We start from the raw sequence: 25971 nt of genomic DNA, 5'->3' as shown, positions 1-25971 counted from the left end.
AATGACGTTAGAAAACAACACATTGATACCGACACAACTGAAAATAACTTTAGGATAATTATTCATAAATATTTATAGATTGCGGACGGCATCAATAACTGTATTTTATAAATGATTTTTACTGTTGACTATTTTTTATAAATGTCGATGATTAGCCGCCTAATCTTAGTATGTTATTAACCTAGTAGCGCATAAAATGATAGCCAAACAATTTGAACTGACACTTTTGTGATTGTAATGTACGCCAGCAGATCAACTCTATGTTATCAACCCCAACACTCATCTCTGATGCTAAAAGGCTCGAGGAGGAAATATCTTGACCACCATATTTGACCAACAAGTCTCAGATAGTGACCGAGAGTTCCTAAAAATCGTCGAAGAACGATTCATTCATATCTTCGATGTATTTAACGAAGGCCTCTTTTACATGGATGAGTTTGGCACCATGGTATTTTATAACAAGGGCTTTTATGAGCAGCTTGGTATCAACGCTGGTCGAATCAGCTTAGAGCAATGGTTAGACCTTGTTCACCCTCTCGATCGAGAAAGACTCTCCACTCGGGTCGATGCTCACATCATTACCAACAACACGAGGGTCACAACGACCTACCGCGTGCGTAAACCCAATGGACAGTACGTCTGGATTGAAGGCGTAGCCATGACCAAAGAAACAGAACATGGTCATTATATGGTTGGTAGCCACCGTGATATTTCTGAACGCAAGCTGATGGAAAGCTACATTCATCAAGTCGCATTTCATGACAATGCGTCAGGTATGGCTAATCGCGCCCATCTCTTGCTGGATATTGAAGATAGTGTGCGAGCCACCGATTCTTGTGCATCTATCTGTTACATTCAGATAGAAGAGATTAAATCTTACTTAAATCAATATGGCAGCGAGTTGGTCGATGGGTTAGTGGAAAAATTGCTACAAACTCTCAGTCACCTACCTTCTCCAAATAGTTCTGTATATCGCGTACATGATGATGACTTTGCGATTTTGATTCACGATGAATGCTCGGTAGAAACGCTGCAAAGTTATGCCGAAAGTTTAAAGGAAACCTACCACGAGGCAGTGATTGAAGAGGGCCAATACTTAGGAAGTAACATTAGTATTGGTTTGTATCCTTGCATAGATCCAAGTCACTCAGCAGAGGAAATATTGCGTAAAGCAGCACGAACTTGTCAGTACGCAAGCGAGCAGAATAAAGACCGTGTTGCGGTTTACAGTGAGAAAACTCAGCATGCCGTAGACCGTTATTTCTTTATTGAACAAGGTCTAAAAAGTGCACTAGAAAAACAGACATTAAGCGTTAAGTTTCAGCCAATTATTGACGCCAAAAGCTCAAAAGTAGTGAGCTTCGAATCTCTGGTTCGCTGGCGTAGCAAAGAGTTTGGCGAAATTTATCCAGACGAATTCATCCCCGTGGCAGAGAACAAAGGTTTGATTGTCGAACTCGGATATCAAGTCTTTGCCAAAGCGTGTGAATTTATCAAAAACTACCGTGAGCGTTACCAAAACCAAGTTCGTGTCAACGTGAATGTTTCTGTACTTCAGTTAATGAACAGTGAATTCCCTGCGCGAATTAAAGCCATGGCGGATGAGGTTGGTGTCGATCCTGAGTCTATTGTGTTGGAACTAACAGAAACGTTTATTTTGGATAATAATCAGACAGCCATTGCCCCTCTGAATACCCTCAGGGAACTAGGATTTGCACTCTCTCTGGATGACTTTGGATCGGGTTACAGTTCATTAAATAGCTTCTTCGACCTCCCGATGACACAAATCAAAATTGATAGGTCGATGGCGTGGAAAACACTAACCAACCGCTCTTCACAAGAATATCTGAAGTTTCTTATCACTATGTGCCAGGAAAATAATATTGAAGTAGTGATTGAGGGAATTGAAGACGCCAAAATGTGTGAATTTTTTACCGAAATGGGCGTCGATTATCTGCAAGGTTATTGGTTCTCTAAGCCACTTTCTGTTGCCAGTGCAAGCCGCTATTCGTTGAGTTAAGCATACTAGAGCAATATTCCCGCACGGCCACGTTAAACATGCTGAACTATTCACTATAGATTTCAGACACTAACTGGCCGTGACGAAAACAAGCTTAATGTCCCCCGATTAACGTAGACGTTCAAACACCACACTCTGATCTAAATGCTCGTGATACTGAGTATAATCTAAGCCCACATCAAAGATATATTGGGTCACCAAGTTTCTAACACACTCTATTAATTGGCTTGCTTGCCATGGTTTTTCAAAGTAGCGGTCAATGCCTGCTGAGTTGATCGCATTAATCGTATCGGTGTGCGTCGCTTGCCCGGTAAGAAGCACTTTCCTCGTAAAGCCAAAACGACCGTCTTTTGATACATCGGTCAGCAGTTCTACTCCCGTTTTACCTGGCATCACATGATCGGAAATAATCAATGCGATCATCTCGCCTTCTGCATCAAATTCATCCATCAGTTCTAGAGCCTCACCTGCTGATTCGCAGTCTTCGACATTCAACCATTGATTTAACGGCTCTAAATCTTGTAGAACCGCGCTTAGTACCTCTCGTTGGTCATCAACGCAAATTACATTAAGCTTCTCCATGTTCACCCTCTACTGGTAACTTGATTCTAAAAATCGTTTTTTCACTGTCGCTCTTTACCACAATAGAGCCGTTATATCCGGCGATAATGCGCTTCACAATCGACAGACCTAACCCTAAACCAAACGACAATCCCCCCTTTTTAGTGGTGAAGTTTGGCCGGAAAATTTTTCTACGTGTCGCTTCATCAATTTCTGGTCCATTGTTAGCAATCGTGACCAAAATTTTACCCTTACTCTCCCGAGTATGTATTTCGATACCGGGTTTCTCCGTTTCACCAAGTGCATCGCACGCATTCTTTAATATATTTACCCAAACTTGGACGAGTTCGGTTTGAGAACCAATAAAAGCAGGTAAATCCGCAGGGCTAAAACGAACACTCACTCGTCTTAAGTCACTTTGCAATAGAGCCAAGGCGCGATTGATTGAATCATTGATGTTAATCGCTTCATCCAAGTCGATATCCGTGCGCCCCAATTGTTTTACGGATCGCACAATGCCAACGGTATGTTTAGAGGCGATGCGTAAGTCATGGAGATCTCGTCCCATTTGCCAGAAACGTATCGCTTCTTCTGGTCTTTTTAGCCAATGTTCTGAAAGGAAGTTGTTTGGAACGGCACGTGCAAGATCACGAGCAACCTCCTTGGTTAAACCGTAGTATTTTTCGAAGTGGCGCCCCCGCTTTCTCGCTTCGCTAGAAGAGACTTTCTGCCCTTGCATTAAACCAAAATCAAAAAATTGACTCGCTTCCGGATGAACTTCTTCAAGCAGTTCCATGATAACTGTCTCTAGCCGTTCTGATTTACTGCTTACAACGCCTATCGCATTGTTTAACTCATGAGCAATACCCGCTGCAAGCTGCCCCAACGTTGTCATTTGCTCTGCGGTATGAAGCTTTTGTAGCGCTTTTTCTTTAGCTAATGCCTCTTGCATTGCACGCCGTTGACGACGAGATAATTCGTTAACCATCACAGGCATAAATTGTGTCGTCAATGGTCCGTATGTCGCCTCTTCCACGGCGGGCGTATCACGCTGTATCCAAGCCAATTCAACATCGGTTTGAGCAATCACTGTCGAAGAGGCAGTCCACGTACCAGAAAAGAAACTATGTACGCCAATAAACGCACCTTGAGACGCAGAAAATACCTGAATCGGTTTCTTGTCATCTTCCGCGTAATAGCCCGCCAGCTCTCCCGACAGCACATAGTACAAGCGATCGTTGTAGCCTGCTTGCTCAATAAGCACCGACCCGGATAGAACCGTTAATCGGCGTTCAAGGTGATTAAAGTAGCGTTGTACTAACGCGTCTAACTTCGTTTCGTACATGGGTTATCCAATATGCCCAACAGTATGTAAAATCCACACCATCACAAAACTGAGTAATACGCCAATCACGCCTAGCACGGCACCGATACGAGCCATTTGGCCGCTCTCGACATGCCCTGTTGCATGAGCTAACGCGTTTGGTGGCGTACTGATTGGTAACGACATACCGAGTGAAGCGGCAAATGTCACGACCAAGATCAGAGTAACTTCACCGCCGAGAGGCGTTAGCGAAGCCATAGAAGTACCCAGCGCAGCCATTATCGGCATCAGCAAGTTTGCGGTGGCTGTATGCGACATAAAGTTTGCCATTAACAAGCACAAGAAAGCCGCACCAAACAAGACAACATATGGCGAGAACTGATCAAACGGAATGCTGTGTACCACCAGCTTCGCAAGCCCGGTTTTATCTAGAGCAAGGCCCAGAGCAATACCGCCTGACACCAACCAAAGCACATCCCAAGAGATTTTCTTCAAGTCTTCTTTGTTAATGATGCCCGTCAATGAGAACACTGCGACCGGAATTAATGCTACTGTGTAAGAATTCATTCCATGTGCAGACCCCATCAACCAAAGAATAATCGTGCCGGCAAAGGTGACGTAAACCATTATTGCTTTGGGTGTTTTCAAAAACTTGCTTTTAATGTTCAGATCGATGGTGGTTTGTTCGGCTTTATACAAAAAACCAATCAGAAACCAGGCTAACGCCATCATCACAATAACGAATGGCACACCAAATACCATCCATTCACCAAACGTAATTAAGTTGTCACCAACCAAATACTTTAGGGCGATGGCATTCGGTGGCGTGCCGATTGGAGTACCAATGCCACCAATGTTGGCTGCAACAGGAATACACAAGGCGAATGCAATTCGACCTGGGTCTTTAGACCCGAAAACCGCTATCACAGGGGTTAAAATGGACAACATCATCGCTGTTGTTGCGGTGTTTGACATAAACATGGAAAAAACAGCGGTGATCAGCATCAACCCCAGCATAACGAACTTTGGTTTTTGTCCAAATGGTTTGAGTAACACTCGGGCTAAGTTGACATCTAACCTGTACTTTGTCGCCGCCATAGCCAAAAAGAAACCGCCGAGGAAGAGCATGATAATCGGACTAGCGAAGGTCGCCATTATCTCGTTGTATTGTAATAGCTCACCAAAATGTGGCTGCCCTTCTTGCAAACGAAAGAGCACAATACCTTTATTTGATACAAGCAATAGCTCTAGGACAATGATCACAACCGAAGTGGCGTAGATTGGAATTGGCTCGAATACCCAGCAAAGTGCGGCAAGCAAGAAGATTGCAATCACTCTTTGCTGGACGATAGTAATGCCATCAAATGGGAACGCAGAGAGAGGCATTAACCAAACAAGCAATGGTATCAATGTTGGAACAACGTATTTGAGATAAGGGCGCATAGTACTACTTCTCTTCCTGAGATGGTTAGCCAGACACATTTGGCGTTTGGAACGCTATTACCCGCCGCAAAACCAAAACTTTCAGACTGTTTTTAAGCCTTCAGAGACGAAATGCGGTAATGGCGTTCCAGAGAAGATTATGTACACTGTTTTCAAACAAAACGTTGGTGCGAGATCAATGAACTCGTTTTCACATTGGAAAACATTTTATATCTGTGTTCAAGCTCACTATTTAAGTTAAATATACTTTTCCATCATAAAGTTAGTTAAGGTTTCTCCCCTAACCTCAACACGTTGTCGAGACTTAACTGTGAAACCCATTTTCTCGTAAAAAGGTCGGGCGGTAATACTCACTTCAGAATACAGTCGTTTTATCCCCTGTACTTTTGCCTGTGAACAAAGAAAAGACATCAAATCACGACCAACACCTTGTCCTTGGTATTCATGATGGCAAAAGAAATGATCAATCAAACCGTCACCTTGCAAATCACAATAGCCAACGACCTGCCCTTCTATCTCCGCGACATATGGTTGAATATCGTCCATTTTTCGTTGCCACACATCGAGGTCAAAATCTGATGGTGCCCAAGCGGAAACTTGTGATTCCGTATAATCGCGACGATTAATGATTCGCACAGTATGGTAAAAGAGTGCCCACAGTGTTGGGGCATCCTCGGTGCGATAACAGCGTATTGAGAGCATCAATTTCCTCATTCCTATTCAATAAATACTAAGCATTAACGCAAAGTGATACTAGTGAACTCATCATTTTCAATGCCAATCACTAAAGGCTTCCCAATCTGATCACTGTTCATCAATACGGTAGTATTCAGCTCACGGCTTGATCTGCGTATATTGCTTTTTCTTATGATATGAATATTCACAATATAATCGGAATACTCCTTTGTGATTCCGCCGGAAAATTCTACGTGCTCACTTTCATTGTCTCGGACAACATGAAATTTTCGATTGGCTTGAATATCAGTACTGATGGAGGAATCACCATAGTTCAGCACAACGGACGTTGGTTCGCTATCTTGATTGGCAAAACAGCCAAATGCGAACATGCTTAATGCGAGTATACTTTTTGATTTAAACATTAATTATTCTATTTCTAGTTATTTTTCTGCTATTTGCATGACCAAACAGCACTTGTTCTGTGAGAGCCTATTGTGCCATAGCTGAACGCTGACTCTAAACGCGCAAAAAGATGAGCGATGAAAATTCCGCCCAAAACAAGCAAATGTGAGACAATGTGAGGGTCCCAAACTCACTCAATTAGTCAAAATCCACTGTAAACCTCTGTTTTTTAATGCTTTTAATTCATGTGGTCGTGTAAGGAATACATACAACCTCTTACTTTTTCATACGCAACTAGACGAATCGTTCGAGAAATACGGCATCGTCTATGCCACATGTTACAAATCGGCTTACCTTATTATTACGTATGAACTGGAATTATGGCACTAACTTCCCTCTCTCTTTTAATAAGGAGAGGATTTCAACAATCAGACTTGCCACGTTTTTATAGCTAAAATCAATAGAGCGTTACCAGCATCGGTTGGTCTAGGAGCAATAAATGAAAGACCCTCTCAACTTTACTCACCATGTAAAAATTTGGCTCATGTCAATCGCGGTTATGCTGGGTGGATGCACTCAAGGAGATTGGCGTACCGCTAGCAGAGAACCTGCGGGTATCGCACCCGATCCTTCCAATGTTAAGCATGCTGTGATTGAGTTTTACGCCGCAGACGCGTTTGGTTGGCGAGGCTGGTTTGCTGTTCATACATGGTTTGCAATAAAGCCTGAAAATGCGAACGAATATACAGTGTATGAAGTAGTCGGCTGGAGAGTGAATCGCGGACAACCCGCTCTATATCAGTACCAAACTGGGACGCCAGATCGATATTGGTATGGTGCAAAACCAGAAAAGATCCTCTCCATACAAGGTGAAAAGGCCCGCCAGCTTATCCCTAAAATACAAAGTGTTATTAACCAATACCCTTGGGCTGAAGAATATACGCTGTTTCCAGGGCCAAATAGCAATACATTTCCGGCTTGGGTGGGTAAACAAATTCCAGAGTTAGAGCTAAACTTGCCGTTTCGCGCAATTGGTAGCGGTTACGCCAGCGATTAACAGCAAAGGTTAGTCACTGGCTCGTTTTATGTTCAGCATAAAGCGCAATATCTATTGTGCGTCGTCACCCAACTCCGTTCTATTTCTTCCATTATGTTTCGCTTTATACAGTGCATTATCGGCGTCTTTCATTACCGCTTCAATTGGTGTGTCATTGCCTTTCCAGTGAGAAACGCCCAACGAAACCGTGACCTTACCAACCACCTGAAAGTCATGTTGTTCCACGTTGTGTCTAATACGCTCTGCAACATCCATAGCGTGGTTTACGTCTGTTTTTTCCAAAAACATCATAAACTCTTCACCGCCAGAACGACACAGGTGATCATTAGAGCGAGCTTGGTCTTTCATTAACTGCGCAAACTCTCTAAGTAAGTTGTCACCCACGTCATGGCCATAGTTATCGTTTACGCTCTTAAAGTGGTCAATATCTAGCGCCAAAACAGAGAACGCGGTATTTTCCTGCTTAAACAAACCAAGAACTTTATCTAATCCACGTCGATTCAATAATCCAGTCATCGAATCTGTTAATGTATCCAGTTGCAGCTTATCAATGGTTTTTGACACGATACCAAATGCTTTAAGAAAGCTAAGCTTCAAATGTGAGACCTCAAAATACCAAGACTTAACCAGTTTGAGATCATCGATAGATGATGAATGTTCTTCGACACCTCGCACAGCACCCGCTAACTGCCAAAGTGGTCTAGAAATAAGAAGGGACAAGAACCAAATTAGCAACAAAGTTAATAAACCAATTGGAATCGACTTAAGGAAAACATTCCACATCTGTTCATCTAGCACAGATAACGTCATCGATTTCGGGCGCTGAGCAACAATTCCCCATCCTGATGACTTTACTGGCGCATAACCAGCAAGCATTTCGACGCCGCGAGAGTTAACAATTTCTTTGTTGCCGCTCTGCCCCATCGTCACCGCTTTGATTGCTTCATTATCGTCGATTACTTCACCAACCCTCGATTGATCTGGGTGATAAATCAGAGTGTTACTCTCATCGACAACGTAAAGGAAAGAACCATCTTTGTATGCGTGCTGGCTGAGTAACTCTGCAAGAATATTTTCTTTTTCTAGATAAATAGTGCCGCCGATATAACCTAAATATTCATTAGATTGAGAAAATATAGGGTATGAGATGGTTAACAAGTAATTTCCAGCTGGCGATATAAATGGTTCAGTAACAACCGGTGCTTGAGCGTTTAAAGACTGGCGTTTTCTTTCACCCACTAACCTTACACCTTTCACCTGAAGTGTTTCAGGGGATACAGAAATAATAACCCCTTTTGCATTAACGACAACCACAGAGTTAAATGATTTGGTTTGCGTTCTTAATCTCTCAGCCTCTTTATCAAGAAGCTGAGCGTCATGCATCTTGTCTTTTAGCACGTTCGCACTGTATTTTAGCTGCGACATTGAGCTTTCTATGAAAGAGTCTGTCATTTCAGACATTTTTTGGGCGTAAACACGGTTTGATTCTAACGTGTTATTGATGATGAGATCCCTTTGAACACGATAAATCGAGTAGAATGCGTTGATCAAAGTGACAAGCACACTGAACACACATAGGGTGACAATAAGATTTCTAAGATTGAGTTTTTCTTTTCTTCTAAAAGACATTGCCAATGGCCAACTTTGAAGGCTTTCTATATGAATGAGCGTATAGGTTATATGAAATTGATTTGATTTTCAGGTAGTAAGTTGGGATCAATGTTAATATTTGCTCACATTAAAGAACACTTTATGAGCTAAAAAGAGAATTCAGTAGCACGATAAAGAAACCGTGCTACTTTCATATTTGGCGTTTAAGAGGGTTTTGTCTCTGTCATCGTTTTTAATATATCCACAACTAGCTGATGATCATCTAACTGCGGTAAACCCGATACCGTCACAACCCCAACCAAACCAGACCCAGAAAGCCGAATTGGGAACGCGCCACCATGAGCGCAGTACTCACGAGCATCGAGATGAGGCTGATTTTCGAAATCACGTTGCTTTTGCTTGTTGTACAGAGAAAGATAGTAAGAGCTGTGGCCATACCTTAATACTGAGTTTCGCTTCCTACGGACCCAATCTAAATGATCAGCGCAGGTTCCTGCCATCGCGTATTGAAATAGCGTTTGTCCAAAGCCGTAAACCTCAATAGCAACAGCCGCGCCGCGAGCTTCAGCCTCTTCTTTTAGAGCGAGGCCGATAGACCACGCAATATGGTGATTAAATTCCGCCAACTGAAGTTCATGCTCTTGCAGGGCCACGAGTTCAAGCGTCAAACTCATGGTTTCACCTGAATCGTTTTACCCGTTTTACTGCTTTCCAATGCCATCTCAATCAGAGCGATATTCTGTACTGCTTGAGCGGCAGGAACCGGGTTATCAGTGCCCAAACGAATGGCGTCTGCCACACCAACAAAGTAAGCTTGGTACTCGCCTCTCTCCGTTTTGATAGTTTGCGCACCGTCTTCGTCGTAACGGACGCCGTATAACACCTCATCTTCTTCCGACCAAGCATCGTTTTCCGGCAAACGGCCTTCTTTTAAGTAGCCCTCTTGAGGATCTAATCCGAACTTTTCATATTTAGCTTCCGTACCCAATACTTTGTAGCGGAGATTCGGCTCTGGGCTATACAAGTTTGAATGCAAGTGCACAATATGCTCAGGGTAATGAAGTATCAAGTTGTAATAATCAATCGTCGTCGCGCCCGGACGCATCATTCGACATTGTGCGTCTATCGCATCTGGCAAGCCAAACAACACCAATGCTTGATCGAGAAGATGAGGAGCAAGGTCGAATAGAATACCACCGCCATCTTGAGCCTGCTCTCGCCATCGTTGACGAACTTCAGGGCGGTAACGGTCAAAGTGTGACTCAAACAGCTTTATATCACCTAACTTACCTTGTTCGATAAGAGATTTAACCGTGAGAAAATCTCCATCCCAACGTCTATTGTGAAAAACGCTCAGCACTAGACCTTTCTCTTCCGCCAAGGCGATAAGTTCATTACCGTCTTCTATACGAGTAACAAACGGTTTCTCGACGATGACGTGTTTCCCATTGTTCAACGCACGCTTTGCAAGTTCGTAATGTACGTCATTTGGCGCAGTAATGATTACGAGCTCTGCATCACTATCATCGAGTAAAGTATTCGCATCAGAAAACCACTTAGCATCTGGCCAATCATTTTGAACCGCCTCCTGTTGACGAGAGCTTATCGCGCTCAGCGTTAAATTTGGTAGCGCTTTAATGAAGGGTAAATGAAACGTTTTTGCTGAATATCCGTAACCAATCACAGCGGTTTTTACGGGATCGTAAGCCATTCTAAGATTCCTTATTTCGGTGACACAACAATACATTCAATATCATTGTGATCGAGGAGTTGTTGAAAATCTGATTGAGGGGGATGATCGGTAATAATGATGTCGATCTTTGACAAATCACATACGTGGTGGAAATTGTCGCTACCAATTTTTCGGGATTCACAAACGACAATGACCTGCTGAGCTTGAGCAATCATCGCTTGTTTCATTGTTGCTTCTAACAAACTATTTGTTGTCAGCCCTCGGGATGACAATGCACACACGCCAATGAACGCTTTGTTCACGTGATAATGCTGCATTTGCTGCTCTGCTTGCGCCCCTAAAACTGCTCTGGAATAAGGGTCAAAGTGTCCGCCTAAGAAATAAACGTCCATTGTGTCGTTTGTCTCAGCAGCGGTCAGCACATCAATGCTGTTAGTAACGACGTTGAGCTTGTTTTCTCCACAACGCGCTTTTCCTGCATAGAGTGGGAGCAGAGATAAAATGGTGCTGGTATCAATAACAAGATGGTCGCGCTCATCCAACAACGCTGCGGCAGCTTGAGCCAGTCGATGTTTAACGTCACTCACGGGTCGACTCGCGTATGCCTCGGTATGGGAAGAGATCGGCGCAAGCATGACACCACCTCGTATTCTTTGTAACCCAGGTTGCTGACTCAACTTAACTAAGTCTCGGCGAGCTGAATCTCGCGAGATACCAAAGTACTCACAAACTTCAGACAACGTTACTTTGTTTTGCTGCTCCAGCTTCGCTCTGAGTGCTACGAGTCTTTCTTCTTGTGTCATAACTTAAATTCACTTAAGTGATTTTAAGTGAACTTGCCACAATAATAGAAAAATTACCAACAAAACCACTTACAACCAACTCAATTGACCAAAGGTTAACCAAAGATAAATGAGCAGCAAGGCAAAACTTCCTAGGACGGTACGTTCACTCAAGCCCACATAGTTAGGCGTATGAAGTTTATTTATACCCGTTTAAAACAACTGGCTCATCTAGCCCTAACTTCACTCTATTTCTTTTAATAAGCGCTTTTGGTAGTGGAATAAACCCAGCATTTCGTACCTGTTGTGTATTGTGGTCGGTTGTAAGGAGTTCAAATAGCTTTGATTTTTTGATCTTCTGATTAGTGTCGAATTGTTTATTTATATAAACGTAATAGACCACGGAAAATGGATAGCGAAGAGAATAGATGCAATCTGTGCTCAAAGAGCATGAGTCATCGTTATGATGAACAGAGAGAGCCTTGTAGCTCGACCACTGTTCTGAGTATTTAAAATCGGAGTATCGCATATAAGCTTTGGCTGAAAAGTCGTCGCTTAAAGCCCGTTTAAATCGGTCTTCATCAAGCATTTGAATCGATGATTGACAACCATTAGAGCTCACATCTGGGTTACTTAAACGCATCTCCCCGAAAGCATACGTATTTGCATCACAGCGTTTCAATTCACTAACGGAAACACTATCTACCGTACTCTTTTGACTATTGATTACGACAATAGCGTTTGCCATTAAAAACAAACGTGTAGGCCTGTGGCCTCTTTCTCGTTGAAATCGGGAGATGTTTTCATCTGACCATTTCTTAGATGTGATCGCAATAGAGGCTCCGTCATTTAGCATGTCGTTAAAACCACCAGACTGAGATGCAAGCGCTACATTTACACTTGGCTCATCTATCAATGTTTCTATCGTTTCTAGTATCTCTGGTTCGACAAAAATCGATGTTCGAGCCTCAGAGTCAGAAAATGCCAGCGGTGAAATCAAACATGAAGTTAGAGCAAGGAAAGGCAAGACTTTAATTTTCATAATTCAGCTCCAACTTCGAATTAGGTGTCAACTCGCTGTCCGAACTAAATATAGTCCACGCTTGTTCAGTACTTTCAGCTTTCGTGTTTACAACAGCAATTGTGCGCCTTTCCCGTTTTTTTAGTTGTACCGTCAATGCCGTATTCTGATAAAACTCTTGCTCTTCAATTCGATTATCTTGAATGCCGTTTCTCACTAGCAATTCTCGTATAGCTGCCGTCCTTTTCTTTGCCAACGCTTTGTTGTATTCGAGTGACGCTTCAGGGCTTGTGTCTCCTATCAGTATGACTTGCGCATTTGGGTTACTCTGAAGCAGTGCTTTCAACTCGCTTAGCGGCATATCATGAGATGGCGTTACCTGATGCTCATCCATCGCAAAGAAAAAGCTGATCAGGTGTGTCTGCGAGTCGTTGACCCAATTCGCACAGCCTTCACTGTCAACAACCACACCTTTTGGCGTATCTGCGCAGTTATCTCGTTGGTTTATCACGCCATCACTATCATTGTCTTTAAGGTCGTTGTACTGGTAAGTGGTCAACGTCGTATTCGGTGATTCAGCACAGCCTGCTAACATGAAAACTAGAAGACTCGTCACTGCGAATTTATCCATTATTGTTCTCCTTCCAGTTCTCTGGATACTCAACTCGCAACGCATAAGTCAGAATCCCCATCGAGTTGAATAAACGGTAAGTGGCAACCAAATGATCGTACTTTGTTCGGGTGTAGTTCCGTCTCGCAACAAACGTTTCAACTTTGGCATCTAATACATCTAACAAACTGCGTCGCCCTACATTGAACTGCTGGATGTACCCTAATTCAGTTACTTTCGCCGCATCAACGTTGACTTTTAAAAACTCCATTTGCTGTTGAAGCAATGTATGTGCGTCCCATGCCAGCCTTACACCTTCATTCGCATCTAGTTCTGCATTTGCTCGAATAGCCCTCGCCTCCTCTACTCGCCAGGCAGATGACTCCACTCGGGAGTCTGTAGAAAAGCCGTTAAAAAGATCGTAGTTGACCGTCAGCATAACCTTTGCATCTTCGTTAATGCCTTCAATATTATCCACGTTGTCTGTTTTGTTGGCTGACAGCTCAAGCTTGAGCTCTGGGTAGTAATCCCCCTTTTCTCTTTTTACTTCATGTCGAGCCGCCTCTAAATCTTTCATCGCTGACTGTATGGATGGGTGCAACCTAACCGCTTGTTTGAGTGCTTCGTCAAGCTTATTCGGAAGCAACTCCTGCGGGTAAACAGGTTCAACTAAGTTTTGCGGCGCTCGACCAACCAAACGTACAAATCTTGTTCTAGCATCGGAAAGATTGTTTTGGGCGGCAATCAATGAGGACTGTGTTGTCGCGACACGCGAAGAAACCTGCGCTAAGTCGGAGTTGCTGGTTAAACCTTTTTCTTTTTTATCTAGAATGAAACGGTAGATCTCTTGGTGTTCATTTAGGTTTCTTTCTGTCAGTTTCATCAACTCTCGGGCATGTAAAACATCCACATACGCTCTGACAGTATCTAATGCAACATTTTCCGCAGATGCCAATAAGTCCAAGCGTTCAGCTTCAGCCTCGTAAGATAGGCGATCAACATCAGCACTTGTTTTAAATCCATCAAATAACAGTTGGGAGATTCTTACGCCCATCTCCGTTCTTTCTAATGTTCTATCTTCACTGTCGATGTAGTTTCCGTTGTTATATCGAGTACCTTCGTACCCTGCTGCTGCATACAAATTAACCTGAGGAAGAAATGAACCATTTATGGCATTTCGGTCTCGTACCATCGACTCATAGCGAGAATAGCGAGCAAGCAAACTGGGGGAGCTATCGAGAGATAACGTAACTGACTCTTCTAAAGTCAAAGCGTTTGGCGACGATGATACTGCAAACAAGACCAATAACGTTGATTTAAGCCGCATCTTATATCCTTATGTCTATCTTTCTCTGAGCGAATTCTCTTTCGCACGTAATATAGGTTTTAACCAATAATTCAGTACTGTTTTTTCTCCTGTAAGAATGTCTACCACAACCTGCATTCCCGGGATGATCGTAAACTTATCATCAACCTTGAAAGTAACGTTGGCACGGTAGTAGGCATTGCCCTCTTCATTTTGAAGTGCATCGGCGCTTACGTAGGTCACTTCTCCTTCTAGGCCTCCGTAAATGACAAAGTCATAGGCAGACAACTTTACCGTTGCCGGCAGGCCAGGCCTTATGAAGGCGATATTCTGAGGAGAAATTCTCGCTTCAACGATTAACGTGCTATTACGAGGGACTATTTCTAAAATAGGCTCACCCGGCTTAACCACACCTCCGATGGTTCTGACAAAAACATCTTTGATGGTTCCATCGACCGGAGAAAGTAACTGCGTTCGATTCAACTGATCCGCAATCGCCTGACGACTTTCATTGAGCTGCGCTAGTTGCGTCACAACTTCATTGAGCTGCCCTTGTGCCTCTGCCCTAAAAGCAAGCGCAGTACCACGATAATCTGCGATGGATTCAGAATACACAGCCCTTTGCTTTTGGGCAGCAGCTTGTGAACTCGCGATGTCTCCTTTGAGCTTTATAACGTCTCTATTCAGTTTTAATAATTCCACTTCAGCTACCGCGCCACTAGAAACCACCTCTCTCAGCATATCTCGCTCTTTCGAGACAATAACCAGACTGCTTTTTAGTGTTTGAATGGTATTCAAGGTATCTAGATAAGCTTGCGATTGTTGCTCAATTCGCAATTTAGCCTCCTCCAGCTCAGACTCCAGTTGGCTCAACCGCTCAAGATAGTTTGCTTTGGCATTCAGATAGGCAGAGTGGCCGGTCATCGAAATATCAAATGTCTGAGGCTCGATACTCACTTGTTGTTTCCAATCCAGTTGGAGGCTATTCACTTTTACCGTTTCTAATTCAATTTGAAGCCTCTGCTTTCTGGCGAGCAAAGATTCAACTTGTTCAGAGGTCTCCGAATAGGTCGACTTAAACCTTGTATCATCCAGAATAGCGATGGTTTGCCCCTTAGTGACGCTTTCACCAGGCATGACAAGTAACTCCTTTAGAATACCTCCCTCTAAGCTCTGAATCGTCTGAACAGACAAAGTAGGAACAACCTTTCCTTCGCCGACAACCACTTCGTCTAACCTCGCCCACGAGGCCCAAATAATCACACTTAGCACTAACGCGGCAGACAACCAAATCAACGTTCTCGAACGGTTTGCTAAATGAGCATTACTCCAACGAACTGTGCTCATCATTGACCTCCTTCGCGTACAATTGATACTGCGCGTACTCTGTTCGTTTTCGCGTTAGACTGTTGTTTAGCAAAAATTTCTTGGGGCGCTCCTTCCCTCAAAATTGTGCCTTTATCAAGCACAACAATTCGATCACAAAGCGATAATAAGGAATGTTTATGAGAGCTAATAATCATCGTCGTCGAGTGCGGCAACGATTTAAGAGCATTAAACAACGCATTCTCAGCTGGCTGGTCTAAGGAACTGGTTGGCTCGTCTAAAATTAATGCTGCTGGGTTTCGATAAAAAGCTCTTGAAATCGCTACAGCTTGCCTTTGCCCCCCCGACAAATAACGCCCTCCTTCTCCGACTTGCGTTTCTAGACCATGAGGAAGGCGACTCATGTACTGGTTCAAACCCGATAATTCTATCGCACGGCGTAATCGTTCTTGATCAATAACATGATGTCCTAATACTATGTTTTCCATAATACTGCCGTATATAAGATGCGAATCTTGGCCAACCCAACCCGTTTTCTCTCTTATCAATTCGGCAGGCCAAAGCTGACTGTCAATGTCATCGAAATAAACGCTGCCCTGTGAGGCACTGAGTTGATTGGTCATAATGGAAAGGAGTGTTGACTTTCCTGCTCCTGCACTACCAATAACGCCAACGCGTTCGCCTTGCTTGATAGTAAGATTAATATCTCTCAAACATGGCATATCAACATCTGGGTATTGGAAGCTCACGTTTTCTAAACGTATATTCCCTGTAAATTCGGCAGACGTAATGACCTGACTGCGTTGCACCTCCTGAGGTAAAGACATGATAGAATTTAAGCCTTCAACCGCTGTTTTTGTCTGTTGATAGCGAAGTAACAGCATAGCTAACTGGTTAATCGCCCCTGCAGCACGACCGCTAAGCATGACAATAGCAATGAGCCCCCCCATGCTGAGCAATCCCTCAGAAATTCTGTACACGCCTGTTACAAGTAACATTACGGTAATTATCTGCTGGCTAGATTGAATGGAGTAAGCAACGATATTCGAATAGTTTCGCGATTGATTTTGCCAATCAGAAAGCATGGATACCGTTTGCTCCCAACGCTTTTGTGCTTCTCCCGTAGCGTTATTTTGCTTAATCTCTTTTAAAGAGGACAATGAATCAAACAAGTGAGCTTGTCGCTTCATGGATAGTGCAGCACTTTCCGTATGTGATTGTTCTATTTTTGCTTTTACCGCAAAGCCAAGGATCAGCAGGGTAAACATGACGGCAATAGGTATGAACATCATTGCCCCACCTAGCCAACCTATTAAGACTAAAAATAACAACGTAAATGGGAGATCAACTAAGGTCACAAGAGATGCAGAAGTAAAAAAATCGCGAACACTATCAAAATCTTGTAGTTGTCGAGCGAATGCACCGACTGATGCAGGACGGTGTTCAAGTTTCATCCCCATAACTTTAGAAAAAAGTATCGAAGAAAGCTTGTTATCGATGTACTTACCCGCGGTATCAGTGACAACTCCCCTTGCTTTACGCAATAGCCAATCAAAAATAATGATGACGGAGACACCAGCGACCAAAACCCATAATGTACTGAAAGCTTGATTAGGCACTACACGATCGTAAACGTTCATAGTGAAAAGCGGAATAACTAGCGCTAGCGTATTGATAAGGAAAGAGGCAATCAAAAGATCTCGATACCACGGAGACATTTCTTTCACTACGGCGAAAAGCCAATGTTCATTATAATCCGCTTGAATAGAACTTATCCGTTTGTCCAGCTCTGGACGCATAGAAACTTGCCATGCTTGAGGCTGGAATTGATTATGCAGTTCCGCGCTCGTGACGTATTGCGTTTCACCTTGATCTTCACTAAATAACGTGACTTGATAATCGCTGTTATGTCGCTCAGATATAATAGCGGGTTGTAACGTCTTCCTATTGATTACCACCAATGGAAAGCTCAACATTGCGGTGGATTTTAAATCGATTAATGTGAGTTCAAGATCGGCTCGCTCAGCGGCTCTGATGAATAAGTCAACATCCAATCTACCCTCAACAAGAGGTAATCCAGAAAGCACCTTTTTTGTATGGTGTCTAACCTCAAAATAACGCATCAACCAAGTTAACGAATGCCCCCAAGGATCGTTAGTCAGCTCACTTGATGAGGATGAGTGATGCTTCATGACATACCACCTACTAGCAAGTTGTTGTCATCAATCATCTTCTGTAAGACATTTTCTTCGGCTACGCCAGTCGAGTCACCTTTGTAAAGCTGATCAAGAGTGACGCCCTGCATAAGAATCTGTTGTTTTGTCCCCGTCTCTTCTGGTTTTATGTGAAGCGTTACGCCATCATCATTCTCTGTTAAATCGAGCTTATTATCGACTTCTGTTATCGAGGTAGCGGTGATTATCGAGGCAATGTCAATTGTGTCATTATCATCACCAACAGCGGATATTTGGAAATCGTTGATCACATCGTACGAGGGCTTTAACTCGTTACCGAGCCCTGAACTATCAAACTGGAATACATCGCTGCCACTTCCTCCAATAAGCAAATCATTAGCATCTGTCGCAAGTAATGTTTGGTCACCCTCTTCCACTAAGGCAACATTGACTACCTGAGCAGCACCTTCTGCGACTGTAGCACCCAGTGTTGCAATCGGTTTTATCGACAACGTAAAATCACTTGCACCGCTAAACCCGCCAACGATGGAAAGATCAGCGACATCCTCTTGATCAACAGTGTAAATGCCGTTCAATCTTTCACCATGACTCAACTCTAGATCTGTTGGTAATCCGCGAATCTCCACACTTCCAAACTCTTCTGGTGCAGGGTTGACTAAATTCATGCTCAACCCTAAAGGAATACTCCCAGACGCTTCAGACACAATAGACTGATAATCGGCCGTTAGTGTTGGCTCATCAGCTTCAGGGGTAACAACAATGGTTAGATCGGTGCTTTGCACATCTCCAAAATCGGTTTCGAGTTTCCCTGACACTATCGCTTGATCAAACGTTCTAACATTGAGAGCAACATCCATCGTTCCAAATGCATCCTTCGGAACGAACTCCAAACCTGACACTTCATTTGCTCGCACTAATACCGTCGCCACGGCATTGCCCGCGTCATCGAAGGTAAAGGATGAGAATTGAGTTCCAATACGAATCCTACCTAAGCCTTCCAATGCAGAGGGTTCAGAGCTTGCTTTGATCAACATCGACACTTCTATATATTCGTTGCTATTTGTTTCAAAACCGCTCGCTAAAAAGTCAATCGAAATGGAATCACCTTCATCTCCAGTGAACGTGTTAGAGGTTGTATTCAACGATACATCATCGCCAATCGGTTTTACGCCAACGTTGAACTGAGAAGTGGTATAGTTATAGTCGTTTGATCCAGACTCTTGGGTAATAGCTTGCAGTGTTAGTGAAATATCCCCACTAAAATCTAGTGGCGGTAGAAAGTAAACCTTATCAAGTTGTGCTTGAGTTAGCTGCCACTCCTTGCTCTCACCATCCGTTGAACCGTTATCAGGGAGTAATTCGAACGTCCCATTATTGTCCCAAACCAACACGGCTCCGTCTGGCACTCCTGTCATGACCAAAGACATCGACTCAGAACCATCTTGATCGATTAATGATGCAGATAAGTTTCCTAAATAAATATAATTATCTTCATCACCAACTACGTCTTCTGTTTCCAGAACCGCTTTATCAACCACTGGGGCAATGGTAACGGTAACTTCTGTTGATTTAGTTTGAGTATCTTTCGCACTGTCAGTACTTAAACAACTTCCCGTGACTTCATCAGTAATGTTTGCGTCAACGGAAATAACAAGCTCTCCACTGTAGTTTTCAGGTGGGATTAACTGAATTTCGTTTAGACGCGTAACATCTGTCACTACCCATGTTCCATCACCGTTGTCAATGAGTAGGCTCGGGTCCACGGCAGTAAACCGCGCATTCTCGTCAGACACCGATAAAGAAACCCAATTGACACTTTCAAGGCCAGTCGCTGCGTCACCTTCTCCAGTAATGGACTGCATTGGTCCTTCACTATCGCCCAATACAAGAGCAAGATTCAGGTTGGTTATAGTATCTTCTTGAACCGTAACTTGGCTTGGTGCTATCGCGATATCATCGACAACAGGAGAGATTTGTACCGTAATGGTCTGAGCGGTTGTTTTCGAGTCACCATCGCATGGGGCCGTTTCTGTCACTTCTAAATTGAAAGTAATGCAACCAGCAAAGTCCTCATCCACGCCAGTAAGCGTCAAGGAAGACAATCCAGCGCTAGAAATTGAATAACCCAACAGATTGCCCGCATTATCATAAGCAGGTATCACCCCTTCGCCAGTAAGCTCGACTCCTTCAGGTAAAGAATCTGCGGCGACAAAGAAGGAAACTAAGTTATCATCACTACTCGCCACATCAGGGTTTAAAAACGCCCCAATTGAGACATCTTCACCTTCTTTACCTACAATATCCCCACTTTGAACGCTTCCTGGTTCACCAGGATCAGCACACTGGTCTCCATCTCCTTCATGGCCAGTAATTTGAATTTGGAACTGACCTGTGATGTATTGAGCATCCGTTTCATCTCGAACATACGCTAACACATTCACATCAAGTATCTCTGTGTTAGATGGGCTATAAATCGATGCGCTAGCAAGCAAATCTTGAGCGGTTTCCAACACGCTATCACTTGTGATTCCTTCCATTGGAATCAGCCAGTTCCCATCGGCATCTTGAGAAGCACCATTCGGATGAGTAACAATGAGGTCTTGACCCTGCGGTATCTGTAAAACGATGTAATCGAGATACTCTGAACCATCAATATCCGCTTCTGTAAATGTAATGCCTCCACTCACGTCGACAGCAGACCCATCGGTACTTGTGAATACTTCAGTCGCACCTTCTAAACGTGTTTTGTCAATATCTTCATTACCAATATCCACTTTGCCAGAAACCACGACGCTCAAAGAGCCATTGATTGCCTTTACATCAGTCTCCATCGTCGGAGACGTGTCTGTCACTTCGTACTGAACTTCCAGGCTAAATGTCCCACTTAGGTCTTCATTAGCTTTTACAGTGATTCGTCCACTGTTTAACAACTCAGATAATGTTGCCGAGCTACCATCAAGTAGTTCATTGAGTTCTAACGGTAAGTTACTTTCCTCTACTGCATTACCATCAAAGTAAAGCGTTAAGCCATCTGGAATGGATACAATGGTGTATCCTGTCAAGGACTCACTAGAATCTATATCTTGATTAACGACAGGCTCAAGATTTAGTGTGATGAAATTGTCCTCAATACCATTGCTTTGTAATTCTTGACCGTCAGTTTGATCAACAATAGGTGAGATTTCCATTTCCACTTTAAGAGGGGTTTCAGCAGAATCACCATCCGGCTCTGTTGAAACGACGATAACATCCATGCTCAGTGTTCCACTAAAATCTTGCTCTGTTTTGAGGTAAGTGTTTTCAAGAACAGCGTTTGAGACCTGATAAACTGGCCCCGTTATTGGGTCCACGTAAGCAATTGGAAGAACAATAGGGTCACCATTTACATCTGTCAGTTGTGTTCCCAAAGGGATGTTCTGAAGCAAGATATTAATTTCTTCTGATAGATCGTCATCTGATGTCTGGATGATAAAATCCAGTTGTATCAGGTTATCTTCGTCTAACGTAGAGAGATTACTAATTACTTTAGTCGCTTGATCATATTGCCAATTCCCCTGTCCACCATCTAGGACAATTGGTTCATCGACCACGCCTTTTAGCTTAATATCAATGGTTGCAAATTGGCTCTCGGCGGTTTCATTAATAGGTGCTAAGCCATCAATAGTCGACTCTGTTGAAATGGCGGTTACTTGAAGGGATAGAGATTCAGTAAATGAGCTGATATCCGATTTTGGTTGAAGTAACGCTTCCGAATTGGCTAGAGCATTGGAGGTCACTAGGTAGGTATTAATACCGATAAGCGTAATCCCAGCTCCGACAGGCAATGTCCAACCATCTTGAACTTCTATGCGATAAGACAGAGACTCCGAGCCATCTGTGTCAGTGAGCCGCCCTAAGATGTAATCTTTTAAGTCAATCGTTTGGTCTTCAAGCCCCTGAATGTTTTTAACGGTCAGCGTAGGCACATCGGCATCTGGAGATATATCGATAACAACTTGCTCAGTGATCTCCGCTGTTTTATCTTGCTCATCGGCAAACACACTACCCGACTCAGTCGTTACTGCCGTTACATCAAAAGTAAATCTTCCGGCTAAGTTTTCGTTAGATGTGATTTCAATTTGATCTAACTCGGATTGGCTATACGCTTTACCTTCCTCAATAGCACTTCCATTAAGTGTTAACATAAGTCCATCTGGAATATTCGAAATTTGGTAGTGGAGCGTTTCAGAACCGTCTTGGTCAAACTTTTCAGCAACAATATTGAGTGAAAGTGATTCAGCGGAATCTTCAACACTTTGATAAGAAAAGTCCGAATCACTAGACCACTCTGGCAAATCTGCAACCGGTAAAACGTTAACATTTAACGTGTTATTGCCTTGTAGTACAAAACCATCTGGTTCGACATCAGATACGATTAATGCAGACACTGCTAACGAAACTTTGATAGTGTTGCCCGACAGGTTTAGCGCTGGTTGATAAGTGAGATCACCATTTGGAACGGTGAATATACCCACCCCCATCAGCTCTGTACCAGAAAGACTAATAAATCCGTCATTATCATCATCTTCAAGGCGCACTCCGTCTAAAAACAGAGCCCCTCCTTGTAGAGATTCAACAGAGATCCTTATCGCTTCAACACGCTCATTATTCTCCGTATCCCCAGGAGAAACTCTAATCGGTAACGCGACTGGCGTGGGGTCTCCACTATTATTCGCGCCATTATCTTCTAACGTATCTACATTAACGGTTCGAATAAAGCCCCTGGCATCATCAAGAATTAATTGAGCTTCACTGCTTGCTTGGTCACCGTCTGCATCCGTCACAGTTATCGTTAGATCATCAAGCAAACCACCTACAGGCGTATTAACAATAAGCTCGGTAGTTAGCGTAAATGTCCCATCTTGAGCAATAGTCAGCGTTCCATATTTTAAGTTACCATCACTACTATTGATTAAATCGATGGTCCAAGCATCATTGCTAAATACCGAACTCGCCGTATCGTATGTTTCACCTGCATAGGTCAAACTTGAAATCAACGTGCCATCTGAACTGATTAAGTCGGCATTATTGCTAAACCAGTTTCCCGAAAACTCATCCCCCTCGGTAAGTTCAATTTCTATTGGTGAGCTTGTGTCTTCAGGGATATCATCTACTACACTAACGGTATATGTCTCAGCTTCAGACTGGTCGCCATCCTTATCAACGGCATAAATTGAAAAACTGAGTTCTAATGTGTTCTCGTCCGCTGGAACACCGTCAGGTTCATCGTGTTCAAGTGCACGGTATAGATCAAACTCGACAGTCCCATCGGTATTAAATCTAATTCTAAAGACGTCTTGCTCGCTTTCATCTCTTGCATATAACCAACCATTCGAGTCCGGTGAATCAAGCGAAACCAAGCTACCACTACTTGTTTTATAGCCGAGCACATTGAACATATCGATATTCACGCTCACACTGGCGATAGAGTCTGAACCTTGTAATAGCGTAATGGATGGTGACGAGCCCTCGATGCCAGAATCAAGCGAATCATCATTCAACCCACTTTCATTGACTGTGATTCCCTCTGTAATTACTAGTTCCGGAAACAAGCCATCATAGACCAGTATGTTGGACTCCGTAGAGATCTCGCTTCCATCAGAATCTCTCGCCACGATGGGCATAGAGATCGACAATTGCGTCCCATCACCTAAAACATGGTCAAGCGAGTGATAAAGCTCTACAGTTACATTAACGGTAGACGTATCATTTGATGGCAAAGAGAAGTCACTAGGTAACGTGACCCTAAATACAACGTCTCCAGTGTCTGAAATTGCGTCAAAGCTTCCATCATTGTTATCGTACCAAGTGACAGCCTCTCCGTTATAAGTAACAGCATCACCAAGCGTAGTTTTGACAGTATCTCCATCATTTATGTCAACACCCAGATACACAATCGGATCGAATGATGACGTAACTATCACATCCGTATTCGCTATGGCTGAAACACCATCAGGAGCAATGTTTGTATCGACAGGTGTTTCGGTCAACTCGACATTGCCACTATTGATTAGCGCTTGTCCATTGTCGTTATCTATCACATTAATGTCTAAAACGACCGACGTGTTATCTTGGTCTGAGTCCATTGCAGTAACAACGAGAGGTACGTTTGGATCAGTATTTTCTTGTTGGTCGAGAGCCTGAAAAAGCTCAAAGGAGTAGGTAATGTCGCCATTTGCATCAATAGGTAATGAAGCATTGAGGATAGCTTGAAAGATGGGAATCTGAGTTTGCCCATCTTCGTCAAGAATATAACCATCAAGTGTTTTGCCATCCGCAGAGACTTGATAAAGCACAACTTGTTCACCACTCGTCAACAAGGGTTGTTCAGAGACGATGAACGACAAAGATTCGAGGTAATCGCTGCCAACCTCAACTTGAAAATTCCCTGAGCTCAACACACCTCCATTTGCGAGATCAGATTCTTTTACTTCTACCCCATTCAAATTATTTAAAGTTGGGTCTGCGCCATCCTTTAGAACATAGTCAATTTCATTCTCTACAAGCGGTGTGGCATCTAAATCTACGCCACCAATGGTCAACGGGAAAGTGACCGTATCACTGCTATTGAATTGATCGATAGGGTGCTCAAGAGTAAGCGAAATTGAAGCTAATACATCGTTACCCGATTCAACGCCACTCAATGTTAACGTAAATACAGTGACACCATTGGCAAATGCTGTAATTTGCTTTCCACTAGAGCTTAACGTGTAGCTAAGCTCATTATCAGAGACTGAGCTTGTAAGCCCTAATGCTTCTAACTTAGTAATAGATGACCCACCGAAATACAAACTACTCGGATCCGGATTGTCAGATCCCGCGACAATATTAACAGTTCCTTCAAAGTTCAATATCGGGCCATCCAAAGGGACTTCTGTTACGTCTATAGTCGCATTGCCTACGTAACCTGCTTGTCCATCACTAATATCAATCGTCGCGTTAGCCAAGCCATAGTCTTGGGAGTCATCTGCAGCTAAATAGCTGAAAGAAACACTTTGCTCGACCGAATGATCTAGGTTTCGACCTGCATCAAACTGCCAAGAGCCATCAGAAAATACGGTTAATTCGCCTTTTTCTAAACTAAAACTTACGGATCCCCCCTCTAGAATTGACTTCTGCTCCCCGCCAGCCTCTACAAATTTCACATAAAGTGTTCCATCAAGATCAATATCATTTTCAAGTAGATTGCCCGTAATTGTTTGATCTTCTACGACTGAGTATGTGTCATCTCTAATCACCGGATCAGAGTCATAAATAGTAATCGTTAACGGTGCCACAACCGTCTCTTGTGTACCGTCAGCATCACTTTGAATGCTTTCAACCAATACGTTAGTCACCAGCTCATCTTGACCTACACCATGATCAATCGCTTCATAAAAAGTAATTTGAACCGTACCATCATCATTGACCTCTGCAGAGAAAACTAATCGGTCGTCAGTCGATGTTCCTTGTAAGCTCAACCCATCTTCTGCAACAACAACATTTATAGATTGACCGACCGATGTAAGCGCGCTCAAACTTGGTTGCTCTGCATGCAGTGCTGGCACACCATTTTCTATGTTGATGGCTGCCGAGCTGCTTTGCTCACCAAAAAATCCAACGATGTTTTCAGAAAATACCGTTGAACCGGGTAGCACTATTGTCGGCATGGTATCGACCGCATGGTTGCCGGCGGCATCCAACACTTCAGCTTCAATGGTCCACGTGCTGTTTAGATTGAGAGTGTTTACGTCAATTCCGGTTACTGTCCACGAACCTGATGCATCAACAAGGCCAGTAAAATTGAGCGTGCTGTCTCCGTCACTTACCCGAATCGTCACTGCCAAACCTTGCTCTACACCACTGGTTGTCCCTCTCATTTCCGTGACTATACCCTCACGGAAATCATCAATGGCAAGACCAC

The 25971-nt window shown here is 43.3% G+C and carries 17 protein-coding genes; 2 read left to right on the top strand and 15 right to left on the bottom strand.

The genetic code is table 11. The features are described 5' to 3' along the window. Positions 1-316: 316 nt before the first annotated feature. Positions 317-2020, top strand: coding sequence for a putative bifunctional diguanylate cyclase/phosphodiesterase (locus R7F07_RS15315; RefSeq protein WP_005377743.1), 1704 nt, complete (start codon positions 317-319; stop codon positions 2018-2020). A 108-nt stretch (positions 2021-2128) separates the two neighbouring features. On the opposite strand, the gene R7F07_RS15310 is transcribed toward R7F07_RS15315, so the two are convergent. The 5 genes from R7F07_RS15310 to R7F07_RS15290 all read right to left on the bottom strand — a co-directional run bounded on the left by R7F07_RS15310 (position 2129) and on the right by R7F07_RS15290 (position 6448). Further along, the gene (locus tag R7F07_RS15310; RefSeq protein ID WP_005377744.1) at positions 2129-2602 is read right to left on the bottom strand and encodes a response regulator; all 474 of its coding nucleotides are present in this window, start codon (positions 2600-2602) and stop codon (positions 2129-2131) included. Beyond that, entirely contained in the window at positions 2589-3926 is a 1338-nt protein-coding gene (locus tag R7F07_RS15305; protein WP_005389108.1) for an ATP-binding protein, read from the bottom strand. The genes R7F07_RS15310 and R7F07_RS15305 overlap by 14 nt, the downstream gene beginning before the upstream one ends. 3 nt (positions 3927-3929) lie before the next feature. Then, on the bottom strand, positions 3930-5348 hold the full coding sequence (locus R7F07_RS15300; protein WP_171342984.1) for an SLC13 family permease: 1419 nt from the start codon (positions 5346-5348) through the stop codon (positions 3930-3932). Positions 5349-5585: 237 nt separating this feature from the next. Next, a complete protein-coding gene (locus tag R7F07_RS15295; RefSeq protein ID WP_053350583.1) occupies positions 5586-6050 on the bottom strand; it encodes a GNAT family N-acetyltransferase in 465 nt (154 codons plus the stop codon). A gap of 35 nt (positions 6051-6085) precedes the next feature. After that, positions 6086-6448 carry a hypothetical protein gene (locus tag R7F07_RS15290; RefSeq protein WP_017634013.1) on the bottom strand — a complete coding sequence of 121 codons (363 nt, stop codon included), beginning with the start codon at positions 6446-6448 and terminating at the stop codon, positions 6086-6088. Between the two features lie 479 nt (positions 6449-6927). Here R7F07_RS15290 and R7F07_RS15285 point away from each other — a divergent pair, with 479 nt between their 5' ends. Further along, complete coding sequence (locus R7F07_RS15285; RefSeq protein ID WP_033905229.1) at positions 6928-7485, top strand: DUF3750 domain-containing protein; 558 nt, start codon at positions 6928-6930, stop codon at positions 7483-7485. A gap of 51 nt (positions 7486-7536) precedes the next feature. Here R7F07_RS15285 and R7F07_RS15280 read toward each other — a convergent pair whose 3' ends face one another. The 10 genes from R7F07_RS15280 to R7F07_RS15235 all read right to left on the bottom strand — a co-directional run bounded on the left by R7F07_RS15280 (position 7537) and on the right by R7F07_RS15235 (position 25927). After that, entirely contained in the window at positions 7537-9114 is a 1578-nt protein-coding gene (locus R7F07_RS15280) for a sensor domain-containing diguanylate cyclase (RefSeq protein ID WP_005389121.1), read from the bottom strand. Between the two features lie 185 nt (positions 9115-9299). Further along, positions 9300-9770 (bottom strand): heme-degrading domain-containing protein, encoded by a 471-nt coding sequence (locus R7F07_RS15275; protein ID WP_033905228.1) that lies wholly within the window; start codon positions 9768-9770, stop codon positions 9300-9302. After that, positions 9767-10807: an oxidoreductase gene (locus tag R7F07_RS15270; protein WP_042522861.1), complete on the bottom strand. Its 1041-nt coding sequence runs from the start codon at positions 10805-10807 to the stop codon at positions 9767-9769. Before R7F07_RS15270 ends, R7F07_RS15275 begins: the two co-directional genes overlap by 4 nt. A gap of 11 nt (positions 10808-10818) precedes the next feature. Next, a complete protein-coding gene (locus R7F07_RS15265) occupies positions 10819-11592 on the bottom strand; it encodes a DeoR/GlpR family DNA-binding transcription regulator (RefSeq protein ID WP_064368373.1) in 774 nt (257 codons plus the stop codon). A 178-nt stretch (positions 11593-11770) separates the two neighbouring features. Beyond that, a complete protein-coding gene (locus R7F07_RS15260) occupies positions 11771-12613 on the bottom strand; it encodes a phosphate ABC transporter substrate-binding protein (RefSeq protein ID WP_171342985.1) in 843 nt (280 codons plus the stop codon). Further along, a complete protein-coding gene (locus R7F07_RS15255; protein ID WP_053303115.1) occupies positions 12603-13223 on the bottom strand; it encodes an OmpA family protein in 621 nt (206 codons plus the stop codon). Before R7F07_RS15255 ends, R7F07_RS15260 begins: the two co-directional genes overlap by 11 nt. Beyond that, the gene (locus R7F07_RS15250) at positions 13216-14529 is read right to left on the bottom strand and encodes a TolC family outer membrane protein (RefSeq protein ID WP_005377756.1); all 1314 of its coding nucleotides are present in this window, start codon (positions 14527-14529) and stop codon (positions 13216-13218) included. Before R7F07_RS15250 ends, R7F07_RS15255 begins: the two co-directional genes overlap by 8 nt. Positions 14530-14544: 15 nt before the next feature. Continuing rightward, a complete protein-coding gene (locus R7F07_RS15245) occupies positions 14545-15858 on the bottom strand; it encodes an HlyD family type I secretion periplasmic adaptor subunit (protein WP_047102180.1) in 1314 nt (437 codons plus the stop codon). Next, positions 15855-18026, bottom strand: a complete 2172-nt coding sequence (locus tag R7F07_RS15240) for a type I secretion system permease/ATPase (protein ID WP_171342986.1) — start codon at positions 18024-18026, stop codon at positions 15855-15857. The genes R7F07_RS15245 and R7F07_RS15240 overlap by 4 nt, the downstream gene beginning before the upstream one ends. Beyond that, positions 18023-25927: an Ig-like domain-containing protein gene (locus R7F07_RS15235; RefSeq protein WP_318110534.1), complete on the bottom strand. Its 7905-nt coding sequence runs from the start codon at positions 25925-25927 to the stop codon at positions 18023-18025. The genes R7F07_RS15240 and R7F07_RS15235 overlap by 4 nt, the downstream gene beginning before the upstream one ends. Between the last annotated feature and the right edge of the window lie 44 nt (positions 25928-25971).

Source organism: Vibrio sp. YT-16, assembly GCF_033337405.1.
Classification (GTDB): domain Bacteria; phylum Pseudomonadota; class Gammaproteobacteria; order Enterobacterales; family Vibrionaceae; genus Vibrio; species Vibrio alginolyticus.
This window is presented reverse-complemented; position numbering and strand designations above follow the sequence as displayed.